General features: G+C 68.5%; 21 protein-coding genes, 1 tRNA gene and 1 pseudogene. 8 read left to right on the forward strand and 15 right to left on the reverse strand.

All coding sequences use genetic code 11. The features are described from left to right. Window positions 1–5: 5 nt before the first annotated feature. Window positions 6–473, reverse strand: a pseudogene (locus tag AC0HS0_RS10205) (sugar phosphate isomerase/epimerase family protein); the annotation flags it as partial. Window positions 474–644: 171 nt separating this feature from the next. Here AC0HS0_RS10205 and AC0HS0_RS10210 point away from each other — a divergent pair. From AC0HS0_RS10210 to AC0HS0_RS10230, 5 genes are all read left to right on the forward strand, one after another. After that, window positions 645–1,832 carry an ROK family transcriptional regulator gene (locus AC0HS0_RS10210; RefSeq protein ID WP_472963785.1) on the forward strand — a complete coding sequence of 396 codons (1,188 nt, stop codon included), beginning with the start codon at window positions 645–647 and terminating at the stop codon, window positions 1,830–1,832. A gap of 109 nt (window positions 1,833–1,941) precedes the next feature. Then, a complete protein-coding gene (locus AC0HS0_RS10215; RefSeq protein ID WP_472963787.1) occupies window positions 1,942–3,084 on the forward strand; it encodes a Gfo/Idh/MocA family protein in 1,143 nt (380 codons plus the stop codon). Continuing rightward, complete coding sequence (locus tag AC0HS0_RS10220) at window positions 3,081–3,818, forward strand: ThuA domain-containing protein (RefSeq protein WP_472963789.1); 738 nt, start codon at window positions 3,081–3,083, stop codon at window positions 3,816–3,818. The genes AC0HS0_RS10215 and AC0HS0_RS10220 overlap by 4 nt, the downstream gene beginning before the upstream one ends. 101 nt (window positions 3,819–3,919) lie before the next feature. Then, a complete protein-coding gene (locus tag AC0HS0_RS10225; protein ID WP_472963792.1) occupies window positions 3,920–4,954 on the forward strand; it encodes a Gfo/Idh/MocA family protein in 1,035 nt (344 codons plus the stop codon). After that, on the forward strand, window positions 4,951–5,742 hold the full coding sequence (locus AC0HS0_RS10230) for a YqaJ viral recombinase family protein (protein ID WP_472963794.1): 792 nt from the start codon (window positions 4,951–4,953) through the stop codon (window positions 5,740–5,742). Before AC0HS0_RS10225 ends, AC0HS0_RS10230 begins: the two co-directional genes overlap by 4 nt. 4 nt (window positions 5,743–5,746) lie before the next feature. Here AC0HS0_RS10230 and AC0HS0_RS10235 read toward each other — a convergent pair whose 3' ends face one another. The 10 genes from AC0HS0_RS10235 to AC0HS0_RS10280 all read right to left on the reverse strand — a co-directional run bounded on the left by AC0HS0_RS10235 (window position 5,747) and on the right by AC0HS0_RS10280 (window position 14,105). Then, window positions 5,747–6,436 (reverse strand): DUF998 domain-containing protein, encoded by a 690-nt coding sequence (locus tag AC0HS0_RS10235; RefSeq protein WP_472963796.1) that lies wholly within the window; start codon window positions 6,434–6,436, stop codon window positions 5,747–5,749. Between the two features lie 101 nt (window positions 6,437–6,537). Further along, a complete protein-coding gene (locus AC0HS0_RS10240; RefSeq protein WP_472963799.1) occupies window positions 6,538–7,074 on the reverse strand; it encodes a GNAT family N-acetyltransferase in 537 nt (178 codons plus the stop codon). 64 nt (window positions 7,075–7,138) lie between these two features. Continuing rightward, window positions 7,139–9,139, reverse strand: a complete 2,001-nt coding sequence (locus AC0HS0_RS10245; protein WP_472963801.1) for a S53 family peptidase — start codon at window positions 9,137–9,139, stop codon at window positions 7,139–7,141. 212 nt (window positions 9,140–9,351) lie between these two features. Beyond that, entirely contained in the window at window positions 9,352–10,041 is a 690-nt protein-coding gene (gene rplA, locus AC0HS0_RS10250; protein ID WP_185278481.1) for a 50S ribosomal protein L1, read from the reverse strand. Window positions 10,042–10,121: 80 nt separating this feature from the next. Then, window positions 10,122–10,553: a 50S ribosomal protein L11 gene (gene rplK / locus AC0HS0_RS10255; RefSeq protein ID WP_345837119.1), complete on the reverse strand. Its 432-nt coding sequence runs from the start codon at window positions 10,551–10,553 to the stop codon at window positions 10,122–10,124. Between the two features lie 119 nt (window positions 10,554–10,672). Next, a complete protein-coding gene (gene nusG, locus AC0HS0_RS10260; RefSeq protein ID WP_472963804.1) occupies window positions 10,673–11,593 on the reverse strand; it encodes a transcription termination/antitermination protein NusG in 921 nt (306 codons plus the stop codon). 54 nt (window positions 11,594–11,647) lie between these two features. Then, window positions 11,648–11,920 (reverse strand): preprotein translocase subunit SecE, encoded by a 273-nt coding sequence (gene secE, locus AC0HS0_RS10265; RefSeq protein ID WP_472963806.1) that lies wholly within the window; start codon window positions 11,918–11,920, stop codon window positions 11,648–11,650. Between the two features lie 42 nt (window positions 11,921–11,962). After that, a tRNA-Trp gene (locus tag AC0HS0_RS10270) sits at window positions 11,963–12,035 on the reverse strand. 194 nt (window positions 12,036–12,229) lie between these two features. Continuing rightward, window positions 12,230–12,898: a LuxR C-terminal-related transcriptional regulator gene (locus AC0HS0_RS10275; protein ID WP_472963807.1), complete on the reverse strand. Its 669-nt coding sequence runs from the start codon at window positions 12,896–12,898 to the stop codon at window positions 12,230–12,232. A gap of 4 nt (window positions 12,899–12,902) precedes the next feature. Continuing rightward, window positions 12,903–14,105, reverse strand: a complete 1,203-nt coding sequence (locus AC0HS0_RS10280; protein WP_472963808.1) for an ATP-binding protein — start codon at window positions 14,103–14,105, stop codon at window positions 12,903–12,905. A gap of 115 nt (window positions 14,106–14,220) precedes the next feature. Here AC0HS0_RS10280 and AC0HS0_RS10285 point away from each other — a divergent pair, with 115 nt between their 5' ends. From AC0HS0_RS10285 to AC0HS0_RS10295, 3 genes are all read left to right on the forward strand, one after another. Beyond that, on the forward strand, window positions 14,221–15,795 hold the full coding sequence (locus AC0HS0_RS10285) for a PspC domain-containing protein (RefSeq protein ID WP_472963809.1): 1,575 nt from the start codon (window positions 14,221–14,223) through the stop codon (window positions 15,793–15,795). Between the two features lie 17 nt (window positions 15,796–15,812). Beyond that, a complete protein-coding gene (locus AC0HS0_RS10290) occupies window positions 15,813–16,256 on the forward strand; it encodes a hypothetical protein (RefSeq protein ID WP_472963811.1) in 444 nt (147 codons plus the stop codon). Window positions 16,257–16,413: 157 nt separating this feature from the next. Continuing rightward, the gene (locus AC0HS0_RS10295) at window positions 16,414–17,376 is read left to right on the forward strand and encodes a nucleotidyltransferase family protein (RefSeq protein ID WP_472963813.1); all 963 of its coding nucleotides are present in this window, start codon (window positions 16,414–16,416) and stop codon (window positions 17,374–17,376) included. Here AC0HS0_RS10295 and AC0HS0_RS10300 read toward each other — a convergent pair. Genes AC0HS0_RS10300 through AC0HS0_RS10315 form a run of 4 tightly spaced genes read right to left on the reverse strand, consistent with a single transcriptional unit; the run spans window position 17,342 to window position 22,710 of the window. Beyond that, window positions 17,342–19,477, reverse strand: coding sequence for an acyltransferase family protein (locus AC0HS0_RS10300; RefSeq protein WP_472963814.1), 2,136 nt, complete (start codon window positions 19,475–19,477; stop codon window positions 17,342–17,344). The two genes, AC0HS0_RS10295 and AC0HS0_RS10300, sit on opposite strands and share 35 nt — an antisense overlap. A gap of 25 nt (window positions 19,478–19,502) precedes the next feature. Then, window positions 19,503–20,915 carry a sugar transferase gene (locus tag AC0HS0_RS10305; protein ID WP_472964179.1) on the reverse strand — a complete coding sequence of 471 codons (1,413 nt, stop codon included), beginning with the start codon at window positions 20,913–20,915 and terminating at the stop codon, window positions 19,503–19,505. Then, window positions 20,915–21,997 (reverse strand): LCP family protein, encoded by a 1,083-nt coding sequence (locus tag AC0HS0_RS10310; protein ID WP_472963815.1) that lies wholly within the window; start codon window positions 21,995–21,997, stop codon window positions 20,915–20,917. Before AC0HS0_RS10310 ends, AC0HS0_RS10305 begins: the two co-directional genes overlap by 1 nt. After that, window positions 21,994–22,710 carry an arsenate reductase/protein-tyrosine-phosphatase family protein gene (locus tag AC0HS0_RS10315; protein ID WP_472963817.1) on the reverse strand — a complete coding sequence of 239 codons (717 nt, stop codon included), beginning with the start codon at window positions 22,708–22,710 and terminating at the stop codon, window positions 21,994–21,996. The genes AC0HS0_RS10310 and AC0HS0_RS10315 overlap by 4 nt, the downstream gene beginning before the upstream one ends. Between the last annotated feature and the right edge of the window lie 112 nt (window positions 22,711–22,822).

Below are 22,822 nucleotides of genomic sequence, written 5' to 3' on the forward strand. Positions count from 1 at the left end.
ACTCAGTACGTGTCGATCTCGAGCACGACCTCCGGGTCGAGCTTGCCGGCGAAGTACTCCAGCGCGGTGACGCCGTCGATGGTGCTCTCGAGCTCGTGGGCGTGGTTGTGGTAGCCGACGCGCACACCGTGCTGGGCGGCGACCTTGGCCGCGGCGTTCAGCTGCGCGGCGGTCTCCTCGACGTCGGCCGCGGTCTGCCAGCGCTCAGCGGGAACGTGCGGGTCGATGACGGTCTGGATGCCGAGTTCGGCGGCGGTGGCGAACACCGTGTCGAGGAACTCGTCATCGCGGCCGAGGTAGCCCTGGTGGGTGGTCGGGGCGGTCAGGCCGGTCTCGGCGAAGCCCTGACGGAGGCCGTCGGCGAAGTCGAGGAGTCCGAACGGCTCGACCTGGGTGAATCCGATCTCGGCGATGCGGCGGAGGGTTCCGACCGTGTCCTCGGTCAGGAGCTCACGGACCGTATAGAGCTGCACGGAGAGGTTTGAGTTCGACACTGTTCTCCTCGGTCGAAAGATGGGGATTGGGAAACGCACGATGCGGCGTTCGTGATCATTCAAGTCGCACTTCTGCCGAATGTCAATCAAAAGTCGATGCCTTGTCGTCGATCTTTGGACTGCTGAAGAGCGGTGTGGTTCAATACGTGCATGACCGACAGCGTCCGGGAGCCCGGCATCGTCGCTGCGGACGCCTCGGACCTCCTGGCGATCCTGCGCGACGGCGTGCCGCGCACCCGCGCGCAGCTGGCCGAGCTCACGGGTCTCGCCCGATCGACGATCGCGGTGCGCATCGACACCCTGACCGCCTCCGGACTCGTAGCCCCCGCCGGAGACGACGTCTCGACCGGAGGCCGACCTCCCGCCCGCATCCGCTTCAACCCCGACTCGCGCGTGGTCGTCGCGATCGACCTCGGCGCTACGCACGGCGTCGTCGCCCTGGCCGACCTCGCGGGCACGATCACGACCAGCGAGTCCCGGCGCCTTCTCATCGCCGACGGCCCCGAGCAGGTGCTCGACTGGGCACTGGAGGCGGCCCAGCGCCTGTTCGCCGCGACCGGGCGCCCTCTCGCCGACCTCGTCGGCATCGGCATCGGCGTGCCCGGGCCGGTCGAGCACTCGACCGGTCTTCCGGTCAACCCGCCGATCATGCCGGGCTGGGACCGGTTCGACATCCCTGCCTACGTGCAGCGCGCGTTCGACGTGCCGGTGCTGGTCGACAACGACGTGAACCTCCTCGCGCTCGGTGAGCACGCCCTCGCCTGGCCCGACCGCTCCGACCTCCTGTTCGTCAAGGTGGCCACCGGCATCGGCGCGGGCATCATCAGCGGAGGCCGCCTGCAACGCGGTGCTCAGGGCTCTGCCGGCGACCTGGGCCATGTGCGCGTGCCGTTCTCGAGCGAGACCCCGAGTCACGGCGCCCGCGACGCCGACCTGGAGGCCCTCGCCAGCGGGCCGGCGATCGCCCGTGCGCTTACGGCCGCCGGCATCCCCGCCGAGACCAGCGACGACGTCGTCGCGCTGGCCCGCACCGGGAATCCCGAGGTGCTCCACGCCATCCGGCAGGCGGGCCGCGACCTCGGCGAGGTGGTCGCCACCTGCGTCAACATGCTCAACCCGTCGCTCGTCGTGGTCGGCGGCAGTCTGTCCCGTGTCGGCGAGCAACTGCTCGCCGGGGTGAGGGAGGTCGTCTACCAGCGGTCGACCCCGCTCGCCACCCAGCACCTGACCATCACCGAGTCCCGCTCCGGCGAGACCGGCGGCGCCATCGGAGCGGCCATCATGGTCATCCAGCACACGCTCGGCCCGGGCGTCGCCTCCCATCCGCTCCCCCGCTGACCGGCGCCGCGCCCGCGTCCGCCGCCTGGCATCGAATCGATTCGACCGCCTTACCGACCATCCATCACCGTCCGAAGCACTCCAGAACCACCCCCTCGAAAGGACAGCAGTGACCACCGCATCCAAGACCCTCCGCGCCGGAGTCGTCGGCCTCGGCTGGGCCGGCCAGCAGCACATGGACGCCTACGCCGAGCTTCCCGGCGTCGAGCTCGTCGCGATCGCCGGCATGGAGGACGGCCCGCGCGCCGAGCTCGGCGAGAAGTACGGCGTCGAGCGCCGCTACAGCGACTGGCGCGACCTGGTCGCCGACGGCGACCTCGACGTCGTCAGCGTCGCCGTCCCGACCTTCCTGCACGCGCCCATCACCGTCGGCGCGCTCGAGGCCGGCATCCACGTGCTCAGCGAGAAGCCGATCGCGCGCACCGCCGCCGAGGCGCAGACGATGGTCGACGCCGCGCACCGCGCCGGCCGTGTGCTGGAGGTCGCCTTCAACCACCGCCGACGCGGCGACATCGAGGCGCTCAAGGCGGCCATCGACGATGGCCAGATCGGGCGGCCGTACCATGCCAGAGCGGTGTGGCTGCGCCGCGCGGGCATCCCCGCCCTCGGCAGTTGGTTCACCAACCGCGAGATGGCCGGAGGCGGCCCGCTGATCGACATCGGCGTGCACGTGCTCGACTACGCCCTGCACCTGTTCGGCGAGCCGCAGGTCACCGCGGTGTCCGCCGTCACCCACTCGGAGCTCGGCGCACGTGGCCGCGGCGGCGCGAAGAGCGACAAGCAGCACGTCGGCTCCGCCTACGAGGTGGAGGACCTGGCCAGCATGCTCCTGCGGCTCGAGGGCGGCGGCTCGATCGTCCTCGAGACCAGCTGGGCGGCGTACCGCCCCGCCGGCGACGAATTCGGCATCACACTCTACGGCACCGAAGGCGGCGCCGACCTCCGGGTCGTCGACTACGCGCCCGCCGGCGAGCTCACGATCTTCACCGGGGAGGGCGAGGAGGTCGAGGACGTCGCGGTGACCGCCGACGCCGGCCGCGGCCACCTCGCGGTCGTCGAGACCTTCCTCGACCACGTCGCCGACGAGGCGAACTGGGCGAACTGGGACGGTTCGCTGGCGCTCGACCGCGCCCGCGTCATCGACGCGGCCTACGAGTCCGCGCGCCGCGGCGAAGAAGTGCGGCTGAGCCCCGCGACAACCGGCCTCGACGACGCCGGCGACACCACCAGCACCGACACCACGGAGGCATGACCATGACCGCACTGCGCGTGACCGTCTGGAACGAAGGCGTCCACGAGACCACCCAGCCCGAGATCGCAGCGATCTATCCCGACGGCATCCACGGGGCCATCGCCGCCGGCCTGTCCGAGCTGCTCGGCGACGAGGTCGCCGTGCGCACCGCGACCCTCGCCGACCCCGAGCACGGGCTCACCGAGGAGGCGCTCGCAGACACGGACGTCCTGCTCTGGTGGGGTCACATCGCCCACGACCAGGTCTCCGACGAGGTCGTGGAGCGTGTGCGACGCCATGTGCTCGGCGGGATGGGCCTCCTCGTGCTGCACTCGGGCCATTTCTCGAAGATCTTCATCCGGATGCTCGGCACCACGTGCTCGCTGCGCTGGCGCAACCCGGAGGGCGGCGAGCGGGAGCTGGTCTGGAACGTGAACCCGACCCACCCGATCGCCGAGGGGATCGAGCAGCCGATCGTGATCGAGGCGCAGGAGATGTACGGGGAGTTCTTCGACATCCCGACCCCCGACGACCTGGTCTTCATCAGCTCGTTCACCGGGGGCGAGGTGTTCCGCTCGGGAGTGACCTTCACCCGCGGCCGCGGCAAGATCTTCTACTTCTCGCCCGGCGACCAGGAGTACCCGGTCTACTTCCACCCGCAGGTGCGGCGGGTGCTCGCCAACGGCGTGCGCTGGGCGGCCCCCGTCGCCGGAGTGCGGGCGGCCCCGGAGGTCTCGAACCCGCAGCCCGTCTGAGGCCGGCCGCATCGAATCGGCAGGACACGCCGCGTGCGCGCGGCGTGTCCGGCCTTTTCGTTCCGCGGATCCCGCCCGCTCGGACAGGGCAGACTGGGGGCATGACCGACGTGCTGCCCTCGCCCCGCTTTCCCGACCCGGCCGACGCGCCCGCGCTCCGCTGGGGCGTGATCGGCCCCGGCGGCATCGCCGCAGACTTCACCGACGCCCTGCACGCACACACGTCGCAGCGCATGGTCGCCTGCGGCTCGCGCTCCGCCGAGCGGGCAGCGGCCTTCGCCGCCGCCCACGGCGTCGACCGCGCCTACGACTCGTACGAGGCCCTGGTCGCCGACCCCGAGGTCGATGTCGTCTACGTCTCGACCCCGCACAGCGAGCATCTCGAACACGCGCTCCTGGCGATCCGCGCGGGCAAGAACGTGCTGATCGAGAAGCCGATCGCCGCCACCGCCGAGCAGGCCCGCATCATCGTGGCCGCCGCACGCGAGGCCGGGGTCTTCGCCATGGAGGCCATGTGGACGCGCTACCTGCCGCAGACGGACATCGTGCGGCAGCTCCTCGACGACGGCGCCCTGGGCGACATCCGGGTCGTCACGGCCGACTTCGGAGGCCGCGCGCCGTTCGATCCGGCCGGGCGACTCTGGAATCCGGCTCTCGCCGGAGGTGCGCTGCTCGACCTCGGCGTCTACGTGGTGTCGTGGGCGTCCTTCGCGCTCGGCGCGCCCGCCGGCATCATCGCGACGGGCACGCTTGCCCCCACCGGCGTCGACGAGCAGGTCGCGCTCCTGCTGACGTCGGCGCGCGGAGGGCAGGCCCTGCTCAGCACCGGCCTCCGAGCAGGCACGCCGTCGCTGGCCACGATCTCCGGGTCCGATGCCCGCATCGAGATGGACAGCCCGTTCTGGGGCCCGAGCGGGCTGCGCCTCGATCGTGCCGCCGGTGGGCTCACCGCGCACTGGACCGACCCGTACGGCCGCCCGCACCGCCAGGGGATGTCGTACGAGGCGGCCGCCCTCGCCCGCTACGTCGCAGAGGGCCGCACCGAATCGCCGCTGCACCCGCTCGACGAAGCGGTCTCGACGATGGCCACCATCGACGAGGCACGCCGCCAGCTCGGCGCCGCGGGCGTGGGGTGACGGCGCGAGTCGGCCGAGCGATGCAGAATGGAGAGGTGTTCGACCGCTCCGCCGCCCCTGACCGCGACCTCTCCCGGCGCGAACTGTACCGGCCGGGCGTTCTGGCGGACCTCGGGCCGACCACGTCCGCACCGGCGCCACGCCCCGTCGTGCCCGCGGTGCCGGGAGCCGAAGGCCACCTGGCCCGCGTGGTGGCGTCGTCGAGTGACCGGGTGGGCTGGCTCCGCGCCCGCAGCCGCGGGATCACGGCCACGGACGTCGCCAAGCTGTCGACCCAGCAGTCCCTGCGAGCCGCGGTCTCCGAGAAGCTGAACGGCTCGGGGTTCTCCGGCAACATCTTCACGCAGCACGGGCGCGTGCGCGAGCCGGAGATCGCCGCGTGGGTCGCGGCGACCCACGGCATCCAGCCGTCCGACCTGCTGTTCCACGCCGAGCGCGACCGCCGTCACCTGGCGACGCCCGACGGGCTGACCGTTCGAACAGGAGGCCGGATCGAACTCGCCGAGATCAAGACGACCAATAAGCCGTTCAACAGTATCCCGCGGCACTACTTGCGCCAGATCTGGTGGCAGCAGTACGTCCTCGGCGCCGAGCGGACGCTCTTCGTGTGGGAGCAGCACGATCGCTTCGTGCCCGTTCACGAGGAGCCGCAGTGCCAATGGGTAGACCGCGACGATCGAGAGATCGCCCGGCTGGTCACCCTCGCCGGCGACCTGATCGAGCTGCTGCGTCAGGCGACGGCGCCGCACATCCCCGCGGTGCGGGCTGTCGCCGTGCAGACGGCCTGACTCACTACTCCGCGATCGACACCCGGGTCAGCGCCAGCGAGTAGACCGCGATCCACGCGACGGCCACGGTCGTCCCGATCAGCTCCAACCATGCTCCGACGTCCGTGGCCACGTGGGCGATCGCGAGCAGTCCGCCCACGATCGTGATCGCGGCGACCGCGACGCAACTGACGAGCGAGTAGCGCGCGACACGCGGAAACCGTGAGGCGAACGCCACCTGCAGCATAGCGACGCACGCCGCGCCGAAACCGAGCACCGCCGACACCGTGTGCACGAGGTCCTGGAGGGTCGACCTCGGATCCATCAACGGCACCGGACAGTAGGACGTGCACGTCACCTGCGACGCGAGCACGAAGCAGAGCGCCGCGAACCCGAGACTCGTGGCGGGCGCCCAACGGCCGAGCAACCGGTGCGACGAGCGCACGTGACCACTCGCGAGCGCGACGGAGAAGCCTCCCGCCGCGATGAGAAGCAGAGCGATGGCGAAAGGCGCGGCGGTCGGCGCCCCGACCGCCCCGAGCTCGCTCACGTAGACCGGATAGGGAACGGTCAGCCGCGCGGCCCAGATGATCGTCAGACCGCTGAGCAGGCACACGGTCCCGACCGCGAGCAGCAGGGGTACGGCGCGCTGCCAGCCGGCGGCCAGCAGGGGCTGGGCGAACGGCTGGCGCACGATACGAAGCAGTCGTCGCACGGTCGCTCCTCGAATGGTTCGGGTCGAGGGATTCTATCCGGACCCACCCTGCGATCCGCTGGGACACCGCCTTGGGTCGGTGATCGGATTCGCAGACGGCTTCAGCTGAGCGCGCGCTCCATCACCCAGTCGTGCTCCAGGCGATCGCCCACCAGGAAGCGCTTCGCACCGACCTTCTCGAATCCGTGCTTGCCGTAGAACCGCTGGGCGCGCGCGTTCTCCTCGTTCACGCCGAGCCAGACCCCGGCTGCGCCGGCACCGGAGGCCGCCGCCAGGCTGGCCTCCATCAGCCGCGCGGCCACGCCCTCGCCGTGGTGCCCCGGCATGACGTAGCACTTGCTGAGCTCGGCGGTCGGGCGCATCGTGATGACTGCCCGCACGTCGTCGTCCGCAGGCTCGCCCAGGTTGACAAGCGTATAGCCGATGATCGCTCCCGTCTCGTCCTCTGCCACGAATAGGCGCCGCCGGAGGTCGGACGCGTACTCGACGAACCGCTCCGATGAGAGCACGGCGGCGACGAACGACGCCTTGGCCTCCTCCGTCGTGTGTGGAGGGCAGGCCAGCGGGAAGGTCACAGCGGCGACCTCGGCGAGGGCCTCGGCGTCGGAACCGGTCGCAGCGCGGATCGCGAAGGTCATCCCGTCAGCGTAGCGGGGCCGGCCGCCTCCTTGCGGAGACGGCCGGCCCTGTGCTCCGGACGCGTCAGTGTCTGCCCTGCGCCACCATGCTCAGGAGGCTGAACGAGACACCGCCGAGGCCCGTCACGTCGTCGTAGCCCTTCGCGGTCTTCAACGACCCGTCCTGGTCGAGCGAGACGAGATACGATGTTCCACTGGTGCGCCCGGTGTAGGCGAGAGCACGCGTCGGGTTCTGCGGGACCACGTCGCGGAACGCGCTCGGCAGCACTCGATCGACCGCGTAGAGGGTCGGGTTCGCGAACCCGATCGTCCGGCCGGTCGCCTGCTGCACGATGGCGATCTGGGCGGCGACGATCGGCGAGGCGAGCGACGTCCCTCCCCAGGTCTGGTTGACGTAGTCACCGGTCGCCAGGGTCGTGTCGTCGATGATCGGACGGACGCCGATCTGGAACCCGGTGTAGGGGTCCGCCACCGCCGCGACGTCCGGAGAGACCCGGAAGCCGTTGCTCAGCGACTGCGGAACGATCCCGCGCTGGTAGTCCGGCGCCGAGAACACCGCGCTGATACCGCCGCCGGCTCCGCCGCCGTCGTATGCCCCGGGAAGCGGCGCCTCGTAGGCGAGGGTTCCGTCGGCCTTCTTGACGATCTTGTCGAGCTGGTCTCCCCAGCCGGTCTCCCAGGAGATGGCGCCGTTCTTGTCGATCGCGAGGCTGGTGCCGCCTACGGCGGTGACCCACGGCGACGAGGCCGGGAAGTCCGGCGACGCGTACCCGAGGTTGCCGACCTCGTCCTTGTTGTCTCCACTCGAGAAGTAGAGACCGATGCCCTCACCCGCTGCCTGCAGCTGGAGGTTGACCTCGCCCTGGATCACGTCCGCCGGCACGGCCTCCCCGAGGTTGCCGTAGCTGTTGCTCACGATGTTCGCCAGTTTGTTGTCGAGGATCTTCGACATCGCGATGTCCAGTCCGCCGCCGCAGTCCGTGCCCCCGACGTAGAGGATGCGGGCACCCGGAGCCACGGAGTGCACCGACTCGATGTCGAGGGTCTGCTCGGTCTGCCATCCGCTGGGGTACTGGCAGAGCGCCTCGTCGGTGAACTGGCTGGGGCTCGGCACGAGCTGCTGATAGCTCGACATCGTCAGACCGGGCTCGCCGTTCTGCTGCGCCAGGCTGTTCGCATCCTTGAGGATGCTCGGGCTCGCGTAGGCGTCGATGATCGCGACCGTCTGGCCGCTGCCGTTGATGCCGCGCTTGGCGAGATCGGTGAGGCCGTACGCACTGCGCAGCTGCTGCGGGGAGTAGCCGCAGTTGTAGGTGCTGTACTGCGTCTGCCCGTTGTACGCCGGAGGCACGGTCACGACGTTCTCGCCGATGTAGTGCGAGCACGGCGTCGTAACGAGCGGAGGCGTGGCCGCCGCCGACTTACGAGACACCTGCGGGGCGCCGGACTGCTGGATGTCGCCCTGCTGGATCGACTCCGGGCGCGTCAGTGTGCGCGACTGCTCGATGCTGATCGCGGAGACCTTGTTGCCGAGGGCCGTCGGCACCGACGGCGCGCTCGACGGGGCGACGAGTTCGTGGCCAGCGACCTTGAACGAGTGCAGCGAGGTGCCGAACACCGAGCCGAGCTGGTCCGGCGTGCCGCGGAAGACGACGTACTGCCGACTTGCGGGCTCGCCCTGGATGGTGAGGCCTGCGGCCTTGAGGAAGGCCAGGACCGCGTTGTAGTCCGCCTGCGTGGGCGAGAACCGCGCGATCCACTGCTGCGGGCTCAGCGCTCGACGGTAGCCCGCTTGCGTCGGATTCGAGACCTGCTTCGCGAGAGTCTCCGCGCCCTTCTGGTCGCGCAGGGGGAGATAGATCTCGCCCTGCACTGTGGTGTCGGCCGGTGCCGCTCCCGCATCGTTCTGGGCTGTGGCCCACGAGGGGACGGAATTGGCGTAGGTCACCCGGTCGGCGGCGTTCGCCGCGGATGCTCCTGCCAACGACAACGCCACCACGGCAGACGTGGTGGCGATGATTCCGATCGCCCTCTTGTGGAGGGCTGAGGTGGTGCGAGGTGTCATCAAACGTTCCTTCGCTCGGACTGACTCGACTGTGAGCCGACGCGCGGTGCGCGACAGGGCGAACATAGCCCGGGCGTTCTACCTCCGCAAGATGGGGTAGACAGGTCTGTCGAATTCGTTGCCTCACCGCAACGTTCATGCGCAGGCCCCTATTGGACGACGAAGGGCCGGAACCGCACTGCGGATCCGGCCCTTCGAGGAGCGCGACGCGATCAGATGGCGTTGACGTCCAGCGGGATGCCCGGGCCGAACGTGGTCGACACGGCGCCCTTCTGGATGTAGCGGCCCTTCGCAGCGGACGGCTTGAGACGGACGACCTCGTCGAGGGCGGCCTTGATGTTCTCGTCGAGCTGCTCGGCCGTGAAGCCCGCCTTGCCGACCACGAAGTGGACGTTGGCGTGCTTGTCGACGCGGAACTCGATCTTTCCGCCCTTGATGTCGGAGACGGCCTTCGCCACATCCGGGGTGACCGTGCCGGTCTTCGGGTTCGGCATCAGGCCGCGCGGGCCGAGCACCTTGCCGAGACGGCCGACCTGGCCCATGAGCTCCGGGGTGGAGACGGCCGAGTCGAAGTCGGTGTAACCGCCGGCGACCTTCTCGATCAGGTCGGAGCCGCCGACCTCGTCGGCGCCGGCGGCGATCGCGGCCTCGGCGGCCGGGCCGGTCGCGAACACGATGACGCGCGCGGTCTTGCCGGTGCCGTGAGGAAGGATGACGGTACCGCGGACCATCTGGTCCGCCTTGCGCGGGTCCACGCCGAGCTTCAGCGCGACCTCGACGGTCGAGTTGAACTTGGCGGAACCGGTCTCCTTCGCGAGGGTGACCGCCTCGGTCGGGGTGTAGAACTTGCCGGCCTCGATCTTGTCGGCCGCGGCCCGGTAGGCCTTGGACTTCTGTGCCATGAGATTTCTCCTAACGAGAATGTGGTGCGAGCCTGGCCGGCTCTGCCACAGTGATGTCTGGGGTGATGGGGAGGCCGGGCTTACGCCTCGACCGTGATGCCCATCGAACGGGCGGTGCCGGCGATGATCTTCGACGCCGCGTCGATGTCGTTGGCGTTGAGGTCGACCATCTTCTGCTCGGCGATCTCGCGCACCTGCGCCTGGGTCAGCTTGCCGACCTTGGTGGTGTGCGGCACGCCGGAGCCCTTGGGGACGCCCGCGGCCTTCTTGATCAGCTCGGCCGCCGGCGGGGTCTTGAGGATGAACGTGAACGAACGGTCCTCGTAGACGGTGATCTCCACTGGGATGACGTTGCCGCGCTGCGCCTCGGTGGCCGCGTTGTACGCCTTGCAGAACTCCATGATGTTCACGCCGTGCTGACCCAGGGCCGGGCCGATCGGCGGTGCCGGGTTGGCGGCGCCGGCCTTGATCTGAAGCTTGATCAGACCGGTGACCTTCTTCTTCGGTGCCATGTCTCTTCCTTCTTTGTGTATTCGAGCACGTGGGTCTCGGACCCGCGTCGCTCTCCCGGTTTCTCGGCCCTTCCGAGACCCGGTGTCCTGAAAAACAGTGGGGAGGCTCTGGATGTTCCCTAGAGCTTCGTGACCTGGTCGAAGCTGAGCTCGACCGGGGTCTCGCGCTCGAAGAGCGACACGAGCACGGTGAGCTTGCCGCTCTCCGGCTTGATCTCGCTGATCGAGCCAGGCAGGCCCGCGAACGAGCCTTCCTTGATGGTGATGGTCTCGCCGATCTCGAAGTCGACCTCGGCCGGGATGACCCGCGCAGTGGCCTTCTGGCCCTTCGCGGCCCCCTTGGCCGGAGCCTGGTCGACCTGCACGAGGCTCTTCAGCATCGAGAAGGCCTCCTCGAAGCGAAGCGGCGTGGGGTTGTGCGCGTTGCCGACGAAGCCGGTGACGCCAGGCGTGTGGCGGACGACCGACCAGCTGTCCTCGTTGAGGTCCATGCGCACCAGCACGTAGCCGGGGATGCGCACGCGGTTGACCATCTTGCGCTGGCCGTTCTTGATCTCGACCACGTCTTCCATGGGGACCTGGACCTCGAAGATGAAGTCCTCCATGTTCATCGAGACCATGCGGTTCTCGATGTTCGACTTCACGCGGCGCTCGAAGCCGGCGTACGAGTGGATGACGTACCACTTGCCGAACTTGGCGCGCAGCTCGGCGCGGAACTCCTCGTAGGGGTCGGCTGCGACCTCGTCCTCGTCTTCGACGGCCTCCTGAGCTGCCTCGGCCTCTTCGGCCGAGTCGACTTCGAGGGCCTCGTCGACGGCGCGGTCGGCCTCGGGGTCGACGGCCTCGGCCATCGCGTCGAGCACGGCGTCGAGGTCGATCTCGGTGCCGTCTTCGGCGACGATGTGCAGCGCCTCGTGCTCCGCGGGGTCGGACGACTCCTCGTCGCGCTCCAGGACATTGCCCGTCTGCGCCTCGTCGTCTTCGGAGGACTGCTCGGCAGCGGTCGCCCAGTCCACGTCGTCGCGGTTCGTCTCAGACACTGAATTCATTCCATTTCTGTCGGTATGGCCGTGCGGCCGGTCGGCTGCTGGGTTCTACTTCGGGTTGCCGAAGACCCACACCACGCCGAGACCGAACACCCAGTCGAGCAGGGACACGATCGCCATCATGATCACCACGAAGACGAGCACGACGCCGGTGTAACTCAGGAGCTCCCTGCGCGTCGGCGTGACGACCTTCTTGAGTTCGCCGATGACCTGCCGGATGAACAGGGCGATCCGCGCGAAGGGGTTGCGCTTGGCCGCGCGCTCCTTCTTGGCGTTGGCGACGATCTCCTCGCTCGGCTCGTCGATTACCTTTCGGGCCACCTCGTTACACCTTTCGTGGACCGGCATCGGGATGCCGGTTTGCAGGGCGGACAGGAATCGAACCTGCAACCTGCGGTTTTGGAGACCGCTGCTCTGCCAATTGAGCTACCGCCCTAGGGATTGTGAACCGCGAAACCCTCCTGGCATCGCGAAAATAGGCGCAGAAAAGCTTGGCAGATTCAACCACCGCACCCAAGTGTACGGGACACCGCACCCCCTCGCAAAAACGCCCCGACCGCCGCGAGATTTGCGGCCAATGTCGCGTCGCGAGGCGTCGAAGACCTCATTCGGCGCACATCTCGGCCCCAGCTAGAGCAGCTTACGCTCCAGCGCCCAGGCGGTGAGCTCGTGGCGCGACGAGAGCTGGAGCTTGCGGAGCACCGCGGAGACGTGGGTCTCGACCGTCTTGACCGAGATGAACAGCTCGGCCGCGACCTCCTTGTAGGCATAGCCGCGCGCGATCAGGCGCATGACCTCCCGCTCGCGGGCCGAGAGACGGTCGAGTTCGTCCGTGCTCTCGGCCTGCTCCCCCGCCGTCGCGCCGAACGCGTCGAGCACGAACCCTGCGAGTTTCGGCGAGAAGACCGCGTCGCCTCCGGCGACGGCGACGACCGCATCGCTCACCTGGTGTCCGGAGCTGCCTTTGGTCAGGTATCCGCGGGCGCCCGCACGGATGACGCCGACGACGTCCTCCGCGGCGTCCGAGACGCTCAGCGCGAGGAAACGCGTCCCCGCGCTCTCGGCGACCGTGCGGCGGAGGACCTCCGCCCCGCCTCCGCCCGCGCCCCCCGGGAGGTGGACGTCGAGCAGCACGACCTCCGGGCGGGTGCGCAGGATCGCCTCCACCGCCCCATCGACGTCCTGCGCCTCTGCGACCACATGGAGGCGGTCGTCGAGATCGGCGCGGAGGCCGGAGCGGAAGATCGAATGGTCGTCCACGATCACGACGGTGATCGGGCGCGGCGTCTCGTCGGTCATGTGCTCATTCTCGCTCCCCAGGCAGCTCCACCGTCAGGTGGACCTCCGTGCCGGTGCTGCGCCGGGTGACCGTCGCACGGCCTCCCGCCCGGCGCATCCGGCCGATGATCGACTCGCGCACCCCCAGGCGTCCCTCCGGCAGCGCATCGATGTCGAAGCCCGGGCCCCTGTCACGGACGAAGACGTCGACAGATCCCCCGCCCGACTCGATGTACACCGAGACTTCGCCACCCGCGTGACGGGCGGCGTTGAGCATCGCCTCGCGAGCGGCGGCGGCCAGCTCGGCGGGCGCCCGGCGCACAGGTTCGCCCGCGCTCACCACGTCGAAGTGCACGGCGTGGTCAACCTCCAGCGCCGCCGCGACGGAACGCAACTCCGTGGCGAGATCCTCGGAGTCGGGCGCGGCGCCCTCCGCGGCCTCGGCGTACAGCCAGTCACGCAACTCCCGCTCCTGGGCGCGGGCGATCCTGCCGACCTCGCTCGACGCTCCGGCGCGGTTCTGGATGAGCGCGAGCGTCTGCAGCACGGAGTCGTGCAGGTGCGCCGCCATCTCTGCGCGCTGCTCCTCGCGGACGCGCGCGGTCCGCTCCGCGATGAGCTCCGTCCAGAGCCGCAAGGCCCACGGGCCGACCATGACCGCCGCCCCTGCGAAGGTCGCCCCGATGATGGCGAGCCAGAGCAGGCCGGACGAGCGACCGCCCTGCATCCCGCTGAGCACGAGCGCCAGGGCCACGAGGAAACCGCCGGAGGCGAGGCGGAATCCCGTCGGGCTGAGCCTCGATGGCGCAGCGTTCTCCTCGTCGACGAGCTGGTCCCACAGCACGGCCGCCACCAGCAGGACGATCGACGCGACGACTGCTCCGAATGCGGCGTTCACTGCGTCGCCTGTCACCAGCACGATCGCCGCGACCCCGCACACGGCCCCGCCGACGGCGAGTACCCACGGCACGTTCACACGGCGCGTGACGCGCTCGTCCGAGCGTCCCGGCGCGGGATCCCGCAGTGGAGTGAGGGCCCAGAGCCAGACGTAGAACAGTACGCCCGCACCACCCAGGAGGGCGGTGCCGACCAGGATCCACCGCACGGCGACGACCGGCCAGCCGAGGTGGTCGGCGAGCGCGACGCTCACCCCGCCGATCACGCAGTCGCGCGGTCGCGCCAACGGGACGCGCGTCACGCGCTCGCCGGGCAGGGGTGCAGAGGCCATACCTGGAATCCAAGCAGACGGGACCACCCCGGGGCAGCCGCACGGGCAGGAATCAGGGTCGGCTCAGGGTGACCCCGGATAGCGGGAGGTGGCCGTCGCGCGCCACGATCGAGTCATGGTGAACGACGGCACGACCCCTCCTCCCCCCGGCGCTACGACGCCCGGATCGCCGCCCCCCGGGCCGTACGGCGGGCCGCAGACCGGCTTCTCCGGCCGAGGCACGCGCTTCTTCGATTGGATGCGCGGCCTCGGCATCACGCGCACCGACGGCTGGGTCGGAGGCGTCTGCGCGGGCATCGCGTACCGGATCGGGATCGACCCGCTGATCGTCCGCGGAATCGCTGTCGTCGCCGCGCTGCTCGGCGCCCCGGTGGTGCTGCTCTACGCGATCGCCTGGGCCCTGTTGCCCGACCGCGACGGCCGGATCCATCTGCAGCGCCTGTTCGAGGGCGAGTTCGAGGCTCCGATCGTGGCGATCGGCGTGCTGATCGTGCTCTCACTGCTGCCGTGGACCGACGGGGTGTGGTGGTTCGGCGGACCGTTCGGCCACGATCCCGGTTGGTTCGACGTCGTCAGCCGCATCTTCTGGACCCTCATCGTCCTCGGCGCCGCTGCCGCACTCATCGTCGTTGCCGTCCGCAACGCGGACAAGCGCTCGGGAGCAGGAGGCAGCGCAGCGGCTCCGGCGGGCGCTGCGCAGTCCACCGGGGCGGCTCCGGCGGCCACGACCGAGACCGGCGCTGCCGCGGCGGACTCGGCCGCGGCCGCGACGACAGCCGCAGTCGCGCCACCGGCGCCGGCCGTCGCGATCAGCTCGGAGCCGCCCGCACCGCCCGCGCCCGACGCCGAAGCCACGGAGCAGGAGGTCGCCGACTGGCGCGACCGCCAGGCCCAGTGGAAGGCGGAGCACGATCAGTGGAAGCAACGCCTGGCCGAGGACATGCGGGCCGTGAAGGCCCAGCGCTCTGCCGAGCTGCGGGCGCAGGCCTCCGCTGCAAACGCGCTGGCCAGGGCTAACCGGGCAGCGTATCGCGCCGCCAACCCGCGGGTCGGGGCGGCCATCGGATGGCTCGCCGTCGGGCTGGCTCTGGTCGCCGGTTCGCTCGCCGGAGCGTTCTGGGGGGCCTCGACCGGCCTGCCCGGTTACGCACTCACGGCCTCCTTCGCCGCTGCGACGCTCGTCTTCGGGGTGACGGTGCTGATCGCGGGGATCGCCCGCCGCCGAAGCGGGTTTCTGATCTTCCTCGGCATCCTGATGGCCGCGCTGACCGCACTGGCGGCGCTCCTGCCCATCTCGCCCGGCGTTCGTCTGGACGCGGACATCAGCAGCCGTAGCTCGCTATCCGTCACGCCGGCTGGCGATGCCAACTACCTCCAGGCGGTCGGCGACACGACGATCAACCTCGCACGAGCAGTGAGCAGCGCCGGCACCCCGACCGTGAACCTCGCCAAAGGCGCCGGTCGGACGACCCTGATCGTCCCAGAGGGAGCCACGCTGAAAGTCGAGGCGGCAACGGCGTCGGCCGTCACCATCATCGAAGCTTCCGGTGACGAGCATGCGCGTCGCTGCGACCGCGGCTTCTTCGGAGAATGCGGTACCGATATCTTCATCGGACCTGGCGGGAGAGCGGACGCTGTCGTACGCATCGCCCAGCTGGACGGTGTGGTCGTCGAACGAGTCGAGAAGTGAAAGAGAGTCTGAGCGCCATGACGACGAACAACGAAGCACAGGCCAACGAGCCTGACACCACCTCCCGACTTCCAGCTCCTGCCCCGGAAGAGACGGCGGTGAGGTCGGAAAAGACGGGAGAGACGGGGGAACCGACACTCGGGCAGCCGGTGCAGCCCATCGACCCGTGGGCGAACCCGAGCACCGCGACGACCGCGCGAACGTTCCGACCATCCGGCACCCCGATCGTGCGGTGGGGCGGGGTCATTTGGGGCGCGCTGCTGGTCCTCTTCGCCCTCGTCACGTTGGCGATCGTCTCGTCGCCGGCGAGACTGACAGCTGTGACCGCATGGATCGCGACGCTTACTCCTGGCGCCGCGATCGCGGTGTGGGTCGCCGCGCTCGGACTCGTCATCGTGGTCTCGGCGCTCGTCGCAGCGATCAGCACAGCTCAGCGCTCTCGCGCTCGACGTTTACGCTGACCCGAGGTCTCCTTTGCCCATGTGAATATGTGGGATGGAGGTCGTCCGCAACCGTACGGATGCGGACAGCGAGCCCTCAGGAACGGCGCGCTGCAGGATTCCTCACGACCTTGCGGCGGTGAAGGTCGCTCGGACCAGCAGGACGGAGGTGATACGGATGATGAACTCGTTGGTCGCGACGGGAGAAGCGCGGCCGCTGGAGCCCAGCATCCTGCTGACCGCGGCCGTGGCGCTCGTAGCCCGGCGGGGCGGCATCCGAATGCTCGCGTTCAAAGGCGTCGCCGCGACCCAGTACGGGCTTCGTCCTCCCCGTCCCAGCGCAGACGTCGATGTACTCGTCGAGCCGGATCGACACGAGGACCTCCTGGAAGCGCTCGAGGAACGAGGGTGGATTCAGCGACCGAGCGATCCCGACACCGGGACGTTCCCTCGTCACAGCGTCAGTCTGTTCCACCCTGCATGGAGCATGGACATCGACGTCCACTTCCGCTATCCGGGCATCGAACTGACGCCGGTCGAGACGTTCGAGCGACTCTGGATACAGCGGACGACCCTCTGGTGTGGCAATCAGCCCGTACAAATACCCGGCTTCGCCGACGCCGTCCTTATCGCCGCCCTGCACTCGCTCCGCGGACTCTGGGTAGACAAACACGAGAAGGAACTCGAAGCTCTCGTCGAGCGAAGTCGGACAGTAGACGCCGAGCAATTGCTGGCTCGCGCCAGAGCGCTCAATGCACTCGCCACCAATCGGCCTTTTCTCGAGCGACTGGTGCCCGCTCGGCCCGGCTTCGAGTGGGGAGAGCCCTCTGCCGAGTGGCAGTTGCGTTCACGTGTCTCCGAGCCGATGCACCGACGCGCGCTCAACTGGAGACACGCGAGCTGGCGTGAGCGCGCGACTCAGTTGCGTATTGCGCTTTTCCCTCCCGTGGACACCCTGATCAAAGACACTACGCAGACGCGCCTGGCCGCCCTGCCGGCGGCACGCGCCTACCTCCGTCGGTGGCGGCGCGGCCTTGGATCGCTGCCGAAGGTCGTTCCGATCCTCTTCGGGCGCTCGTCCGGGCGCCCGGAGGCGAATGCTCCGCTCAGAGACGGACGGCAGCAGCGAGCACGTCGCTGAGACGCCGGGCGTAGTCGGCCGTGAGGTGACCCCGGTCGACCCGGATCGGGGTCCCCGCGGCGAATATAGGGCAGACTCCCGACGATGCGCAGAACCATGCGCGGGTCGAAATGAACTCCGCCCCAGGAACCTCGGCAGCCACGACTCGTACACCCTCCGCCTCCGCAGCTGACTTCGCCTCCCAGTCTGCCGAAGGCGTCATTTCGCAGCTCGCCGGCGAGAGGACGCGCAGCGCGCAGTCGGCCGGCGAAGGACCCTCGGGCGGAGACTCGATGATCACTGTCCGTGGAACCTCGGAGAGTGCGCGGATCGCATCGGCCGTTCCGGTTCGCCACGCGTCGGAGGGGTCAGTGGTTCCGACCAGCCGCTCAAAGCTTCCCAGCGCCGACGACAGCACAACCAGTTCGGGGTGTGCCGAGAGCGCGCGGCTCACGGCAGCGGCCCGCGCCTCGTCGCATTCGCTTCGGAAGGCTCGTCGCCCCGATGCCTCATCGACGGTGACCTCTACCGCGGGACAACTTTGGAACGTCATTGCGACGATCCGCCACCCCGCGAGCGCCGACTCGAGAGCGGGAAGCCAGCTGGCCGCGATCGAGTCGCCGAGGACGACCGCAGTTCGGCCACTCGTCGGATCCCCCAACACGCAGTGCTCCGACATCTGTTGAACCGTCGCGACGACATCTCCGCTGGTGTCTGAGATGCAACCGCGCGTCGAAGCGATGTCGAGCGCGCTATCGGCACGGGTCAGCATGCCGATAGGGGGAGAGAGATCCGGCCAGTTCGTGCTCTCGGTTGCCGTGGTGAGGGCTGAGGCGAGCTGCTCGGCGCTGCGAAAAGGTGGCGCGGCCGAAGCCGGGTCGGACGGCGGCGATGCGATGCTCGGTCGGGGCGCCCAGGGAAGTACGCATGCCACGACGAGCACAAGCGCCAGGCTCCCTCCGAGCGCGCGATCCCATCGGAGCGGACGCCTCGACTGCTTCGGCTCGTTGGCCGATGCGAAGACGCGGCCGGCTGAGTCAGACCCCAGTCGCCAATTCCGAAAAGGCGTCTCGACAAAGTGGTACGAAAGCGCGGACAGGACCAGCATCAGACCGAACGCGAGCCCGAGTTGCCAGCCCGTCGGGCGGGGGACGAGAACGACGAGGAAGACGACGACCGGCCAATGCCAGAGATACAGCGAGTACGAGATCTTGCCGAGATATCGCGCTACCGGGTTGGATAGGCCGATCTGCCAACGACCGAGGCGATCGGAGAACAGGATCGCGGCCGTGCCGAGCACGGGGATGGCGGCCCACGGCCCCGGAAACGTCGTCGAGTCGGTGATGACGAACGCAGAAACCACGATCAGACAGAGTCCGGTGAGCCACACCATCGCGTGCACACCGTCGCCGAGCGCTGCGGAGAGTGTCTTCGGCAACAGCGCCACGAGTGCCCCACTCCCCAATTCCCATGCTCGGGTCGCGGTCGAGAAGTACGCGACGGAGGGACGGAGCTCCGACTCGACGCAGGCGAGCGCGAATGACACCAGGACACCGACCAAAAGGCCGACGACCAGTGCTCGCCGCCGCGCGCTCGGGGTTCGAAACAGTGCGGCACCGAGAATCAGGAGCCACGGCCACAGCAGGTAGAACTGCTCCTCGACGGAGAGCGACCAATAGTGCTGGAACGGCGATGGGACCGACGTCGATGCGAAGTACTGGGTCCCGCGGCTGATCAGGTTCCAGTTCTCGACGAACACGGCCGAGAACAGCGCGTCCCAAGTGGTCGCCAGGGCACGCACAGGGAAGAACACGAGCCAGGTGACCGCGGTGGTCAGGCTCAGGACCACCACTGCCGCGGGGACGATCCGCAGAAAACGCCTGCGATAGAAGTCCACGAACGAGATCGTTCCCTTGACCTCGAGCTGACGGATCAGAATCCCGGTGATGAGGTAGCCGGAGATCACGAAGAAGACGTCGACGCCGACGAACCCGCCCTCGGGCCAGGCGATCAAGTGACTGCCGACCACCAGGAGCACAGCCACACTGCGAAGCCCCTCGATGTCCGCTCGAAAATGCCCTCTGGTCGTAGTCGGGGTACTGACGCTCACCGTCGCGGTCATCGAGTCGCACCGGATTTCGCTCGCATCAATAGGCGCCGTTCGGACGGAGCATCACTGCGACGGTCTGGAACATGATGTGGAGGTCGCCGCCCACCGACCAATTCTCGACATAGAAGAGATCGAGTCGTACGCCCTGCTCCCACGTGAGGTCGGATCTGCCGTTGACCTGCCAGAGGCCGGTCATCCCCGGCTTCACGATGAGTCTCCGAAGGCTCGCGCGGTCGTATTCGGCGACCTCCAGAGGCAACGGCGGCCTGGGGCCCACAAGGCTCATCTCGCCACGGAGTACATTCCACAGCTGCGGGAACTCGTCGATAGACGTCTTGCGAAGGAATCGTCCGATCCGTGTGACTCTGGGATCGTCCTTGATCTTGAACAGCGGTCCGGACCCTTCGTTCTGATCCTGGAGGCCGGCGACCTCCTCCTCGGCCCCGATTCTCATCGTGCGCAGCTTGTGGATCGCGAACTCCTTGCCGTCGCGGCCGATGCGCGTCTGATGGAAGAACACCGGCCCGTGACTGTCGAGCTTGATGAGAACCGTGCAGACGGCCATCAGCGGAAGCGTGAAAACGAGCCCGACGGCGCTGAGCACGAGGTCGAAGGCCCGCTTTCCGCGCCGCCGGCTGATCGAGCGATCCGCCGGCTCGATCTCGATGACCGGCAATCGATCGATCGGATAGAACTCTGCTCGCGGAGCGGCGAGCTCCGGCACGTCGACAGAGAGCCACACCACCGCACCTGATCCCTCGACGTCCCAGATCAACTGCCGGACGTTCGTCTGCGCCCGCTCGTCTGTCAGGACGATCACATCCACGTCGTCCCGGGCGATGACCTCGAGGAGGCGCTCTGGGCGTCCCACCAGTTCGACGGGAGCCGTAGCAACGACGCTCACGCCGACGGGCGAGACCGACTCGCTGAAGACCCTGGTCAGATCACTCGCTCGCTTCGGTGTACCGATCACGAGCGCACGACGCATGTACCTGCCGCGCGTTCGATGGGCCCGGATCCAGATACGGCAGACGACCCGCACGATGAGCAGGCTCGTGAGTCCGATCGGGAGGGCACCGGCCAGGTACGCGCGCGAAAGATCGACCTCGAAGAGGAGCGCCGTGACTGCAAGAAGTGCAATGACCAGGACCGTGGCTTTGACAGGCGGAAGCAAGGTCGGGCCGTTGAGTCGTTTCGGCCACGTCACCCATCCTCCGAAGCCCGCGACGGCCACGAGCCACGTCGCGGCAAGCACCGTCGACACGACCCAGTAGGTCGTCTGAACCCCGACAAAGCTGACGCGCCCCTCCCAGTTGCCGAAGCGAAGGACGTGTGCGGTGGTGACAGCCAGTGTGATCACCACGGCGTCGGCCACGGCGAGGAGGATCGCCGACCGCTCATGCTTGGTCAGCGAACTATCCCGCGCGGTCACCTCCAGCGAAGTGGCCATCACCGTGCACCCGTTCCGAGGTCGCCGGCGCTGAATCGAGCGATGAGATCGTCCGCGGAGAGTGCTCTTCGGACGATCTCCAGCCGCGAGTCGTCGACCTTGACGATCGATTGACCATCGGGCGAGGTGCCCGTGCCGGCAGTCGGAAGCGTCAACGTGTGGATGGCGTCGTTGTCCAGGCCGCGGGACCTGAACGCGAGGCCGGTGACTTCCGCTGAGGTGAGCCCGTCATCCGTTGCCACGTAGCGAGCGAGCTCTTCGACGGCAGACTGCAGCTTCATCGGATTCGTGAGTGTTCCCGCGTTGACGAAACCGAGGACGAGCGCGCGTATGAATGCCTGCTGGTTGCGGACACGTTGGTAGTCCGCGTCTGCGAAGGAATAGCGCTCCCGGACGAACGCGAGTGCCGCCGAACCCTGCACGAGGTTGTATCCCTTGCGGAAGCTGTGGCCGGCCATGTTCTTGGACTGAAAAGCCGTGTCTGACCAGACGTTGACTCCGCCCAGCGCGGACGCGATCGAGCCGAATCCTCCGAAGTCGACCACCATCACGTGATCGACGCGCGTGTCGAGGAGTGCTTCGACCGTCTGAACCGTGAGCGGCACACCTCCCCAGCTGAAGGCGGCGTTCAGTTTGGCCGTGCCGTGACCGGGAATGGGCACCCACAGGTCCCGCATCAACGACATGACCGTGATACCGGACCCGTCTTCAGGCACGTTGACGAGCATGAGCGTGTCGGACCGTTCACCCGTCGTATTGCCGGACAGGACGTCGTTGAGTCCCGACCGAGAGTCGGAGCCGATCAGCAGAATGTTGGTCGCGCCGTTGACCGATTTGGGCCGGGAGTCTTCCGCGGGGAACGGGTTCGCGATCCGGGTGACCCCGTTGTCGAACGTGCCGCCTACCCACATCAGGTAACCCCCTATGAGAACCGCCGGGAGTACCAGGACCACGACCACCGCCGTCAACCAGATCCAGAGCGCCCGACGTCGAGGACGCTTGCGCCTCTGGCGATCGTTGTGCGCAGATCGACGTTCCCGGGCGGACTCGGAGATGCGATTCAAATCCTCGAGGCCGCTCACCGGCTCCCTCCGATTCCAGCCAGCAGGTCGATCACGGGAACAACGCGCGATGCCATCTCGCTGAAGGCCGCGTCCGGCTTGCCGTATGGGTCGGAGACATCGTCGTCGGCGTCGGAGCCGAGCCGCCCCGATCGCCGCAGCTCGACGGCCGACGCGACTAGTGCCCTCCAGCGACCTGCGTCGCTCGGCGCGCCCCGCTCCGCAGTCGCGGCCACGGCTCGTCCGAACTCCATCATGGTGAAGGTCCGCGCAAACGCCGATGGTTCGAGGGACGCGGCGCGTTCGCAGTGCTCGGCGGTCATGCCGAGAATCAGATCGGCACCGCGGAGCATGCCCTCATCGAGCTGCCTGGCGACGAACCCCTCGGCATCGCCGCCGTTGGCCCGCACGAGCGGGCGAGTCTGAGAAGAAATCCCCCGCCCCACGACAGCACGGGTGCCGGCACTGCGCACCGACACACACCCCCCAGGAGCGGCAACACGGCTCATGAGGACACGCTCGGCCATTGCAGACCGGCAGATGTTGCCAGTGCAGATGAAGAGCACGGTAAATGGGTGGGTGGACACAGGATCCCTAACTTGGGGTTGGCGACTGGTGGCGCGCTGGGCGCGGCTCCGGACGGGGTAGAGAACGAGGACTGAAGTCTTCCGCGACAATTCGCTGTCGCCGGAGGATCCCCACCGCCACGTGCGGACGAGCGCGGACAGATTCACCTTCGATATCCACCCTCAAAATCAACAGCTGCTCCTTTGGTCACCTGGGATCCACTCCGCGACCTCAGAACCGTGTGAATCCTGGTCACACAATCCGGGGCCATCGCCCCGT

It is taken from the genome of Leifsonia sp. PARNA 1/14, assembly GCF_055720965.1.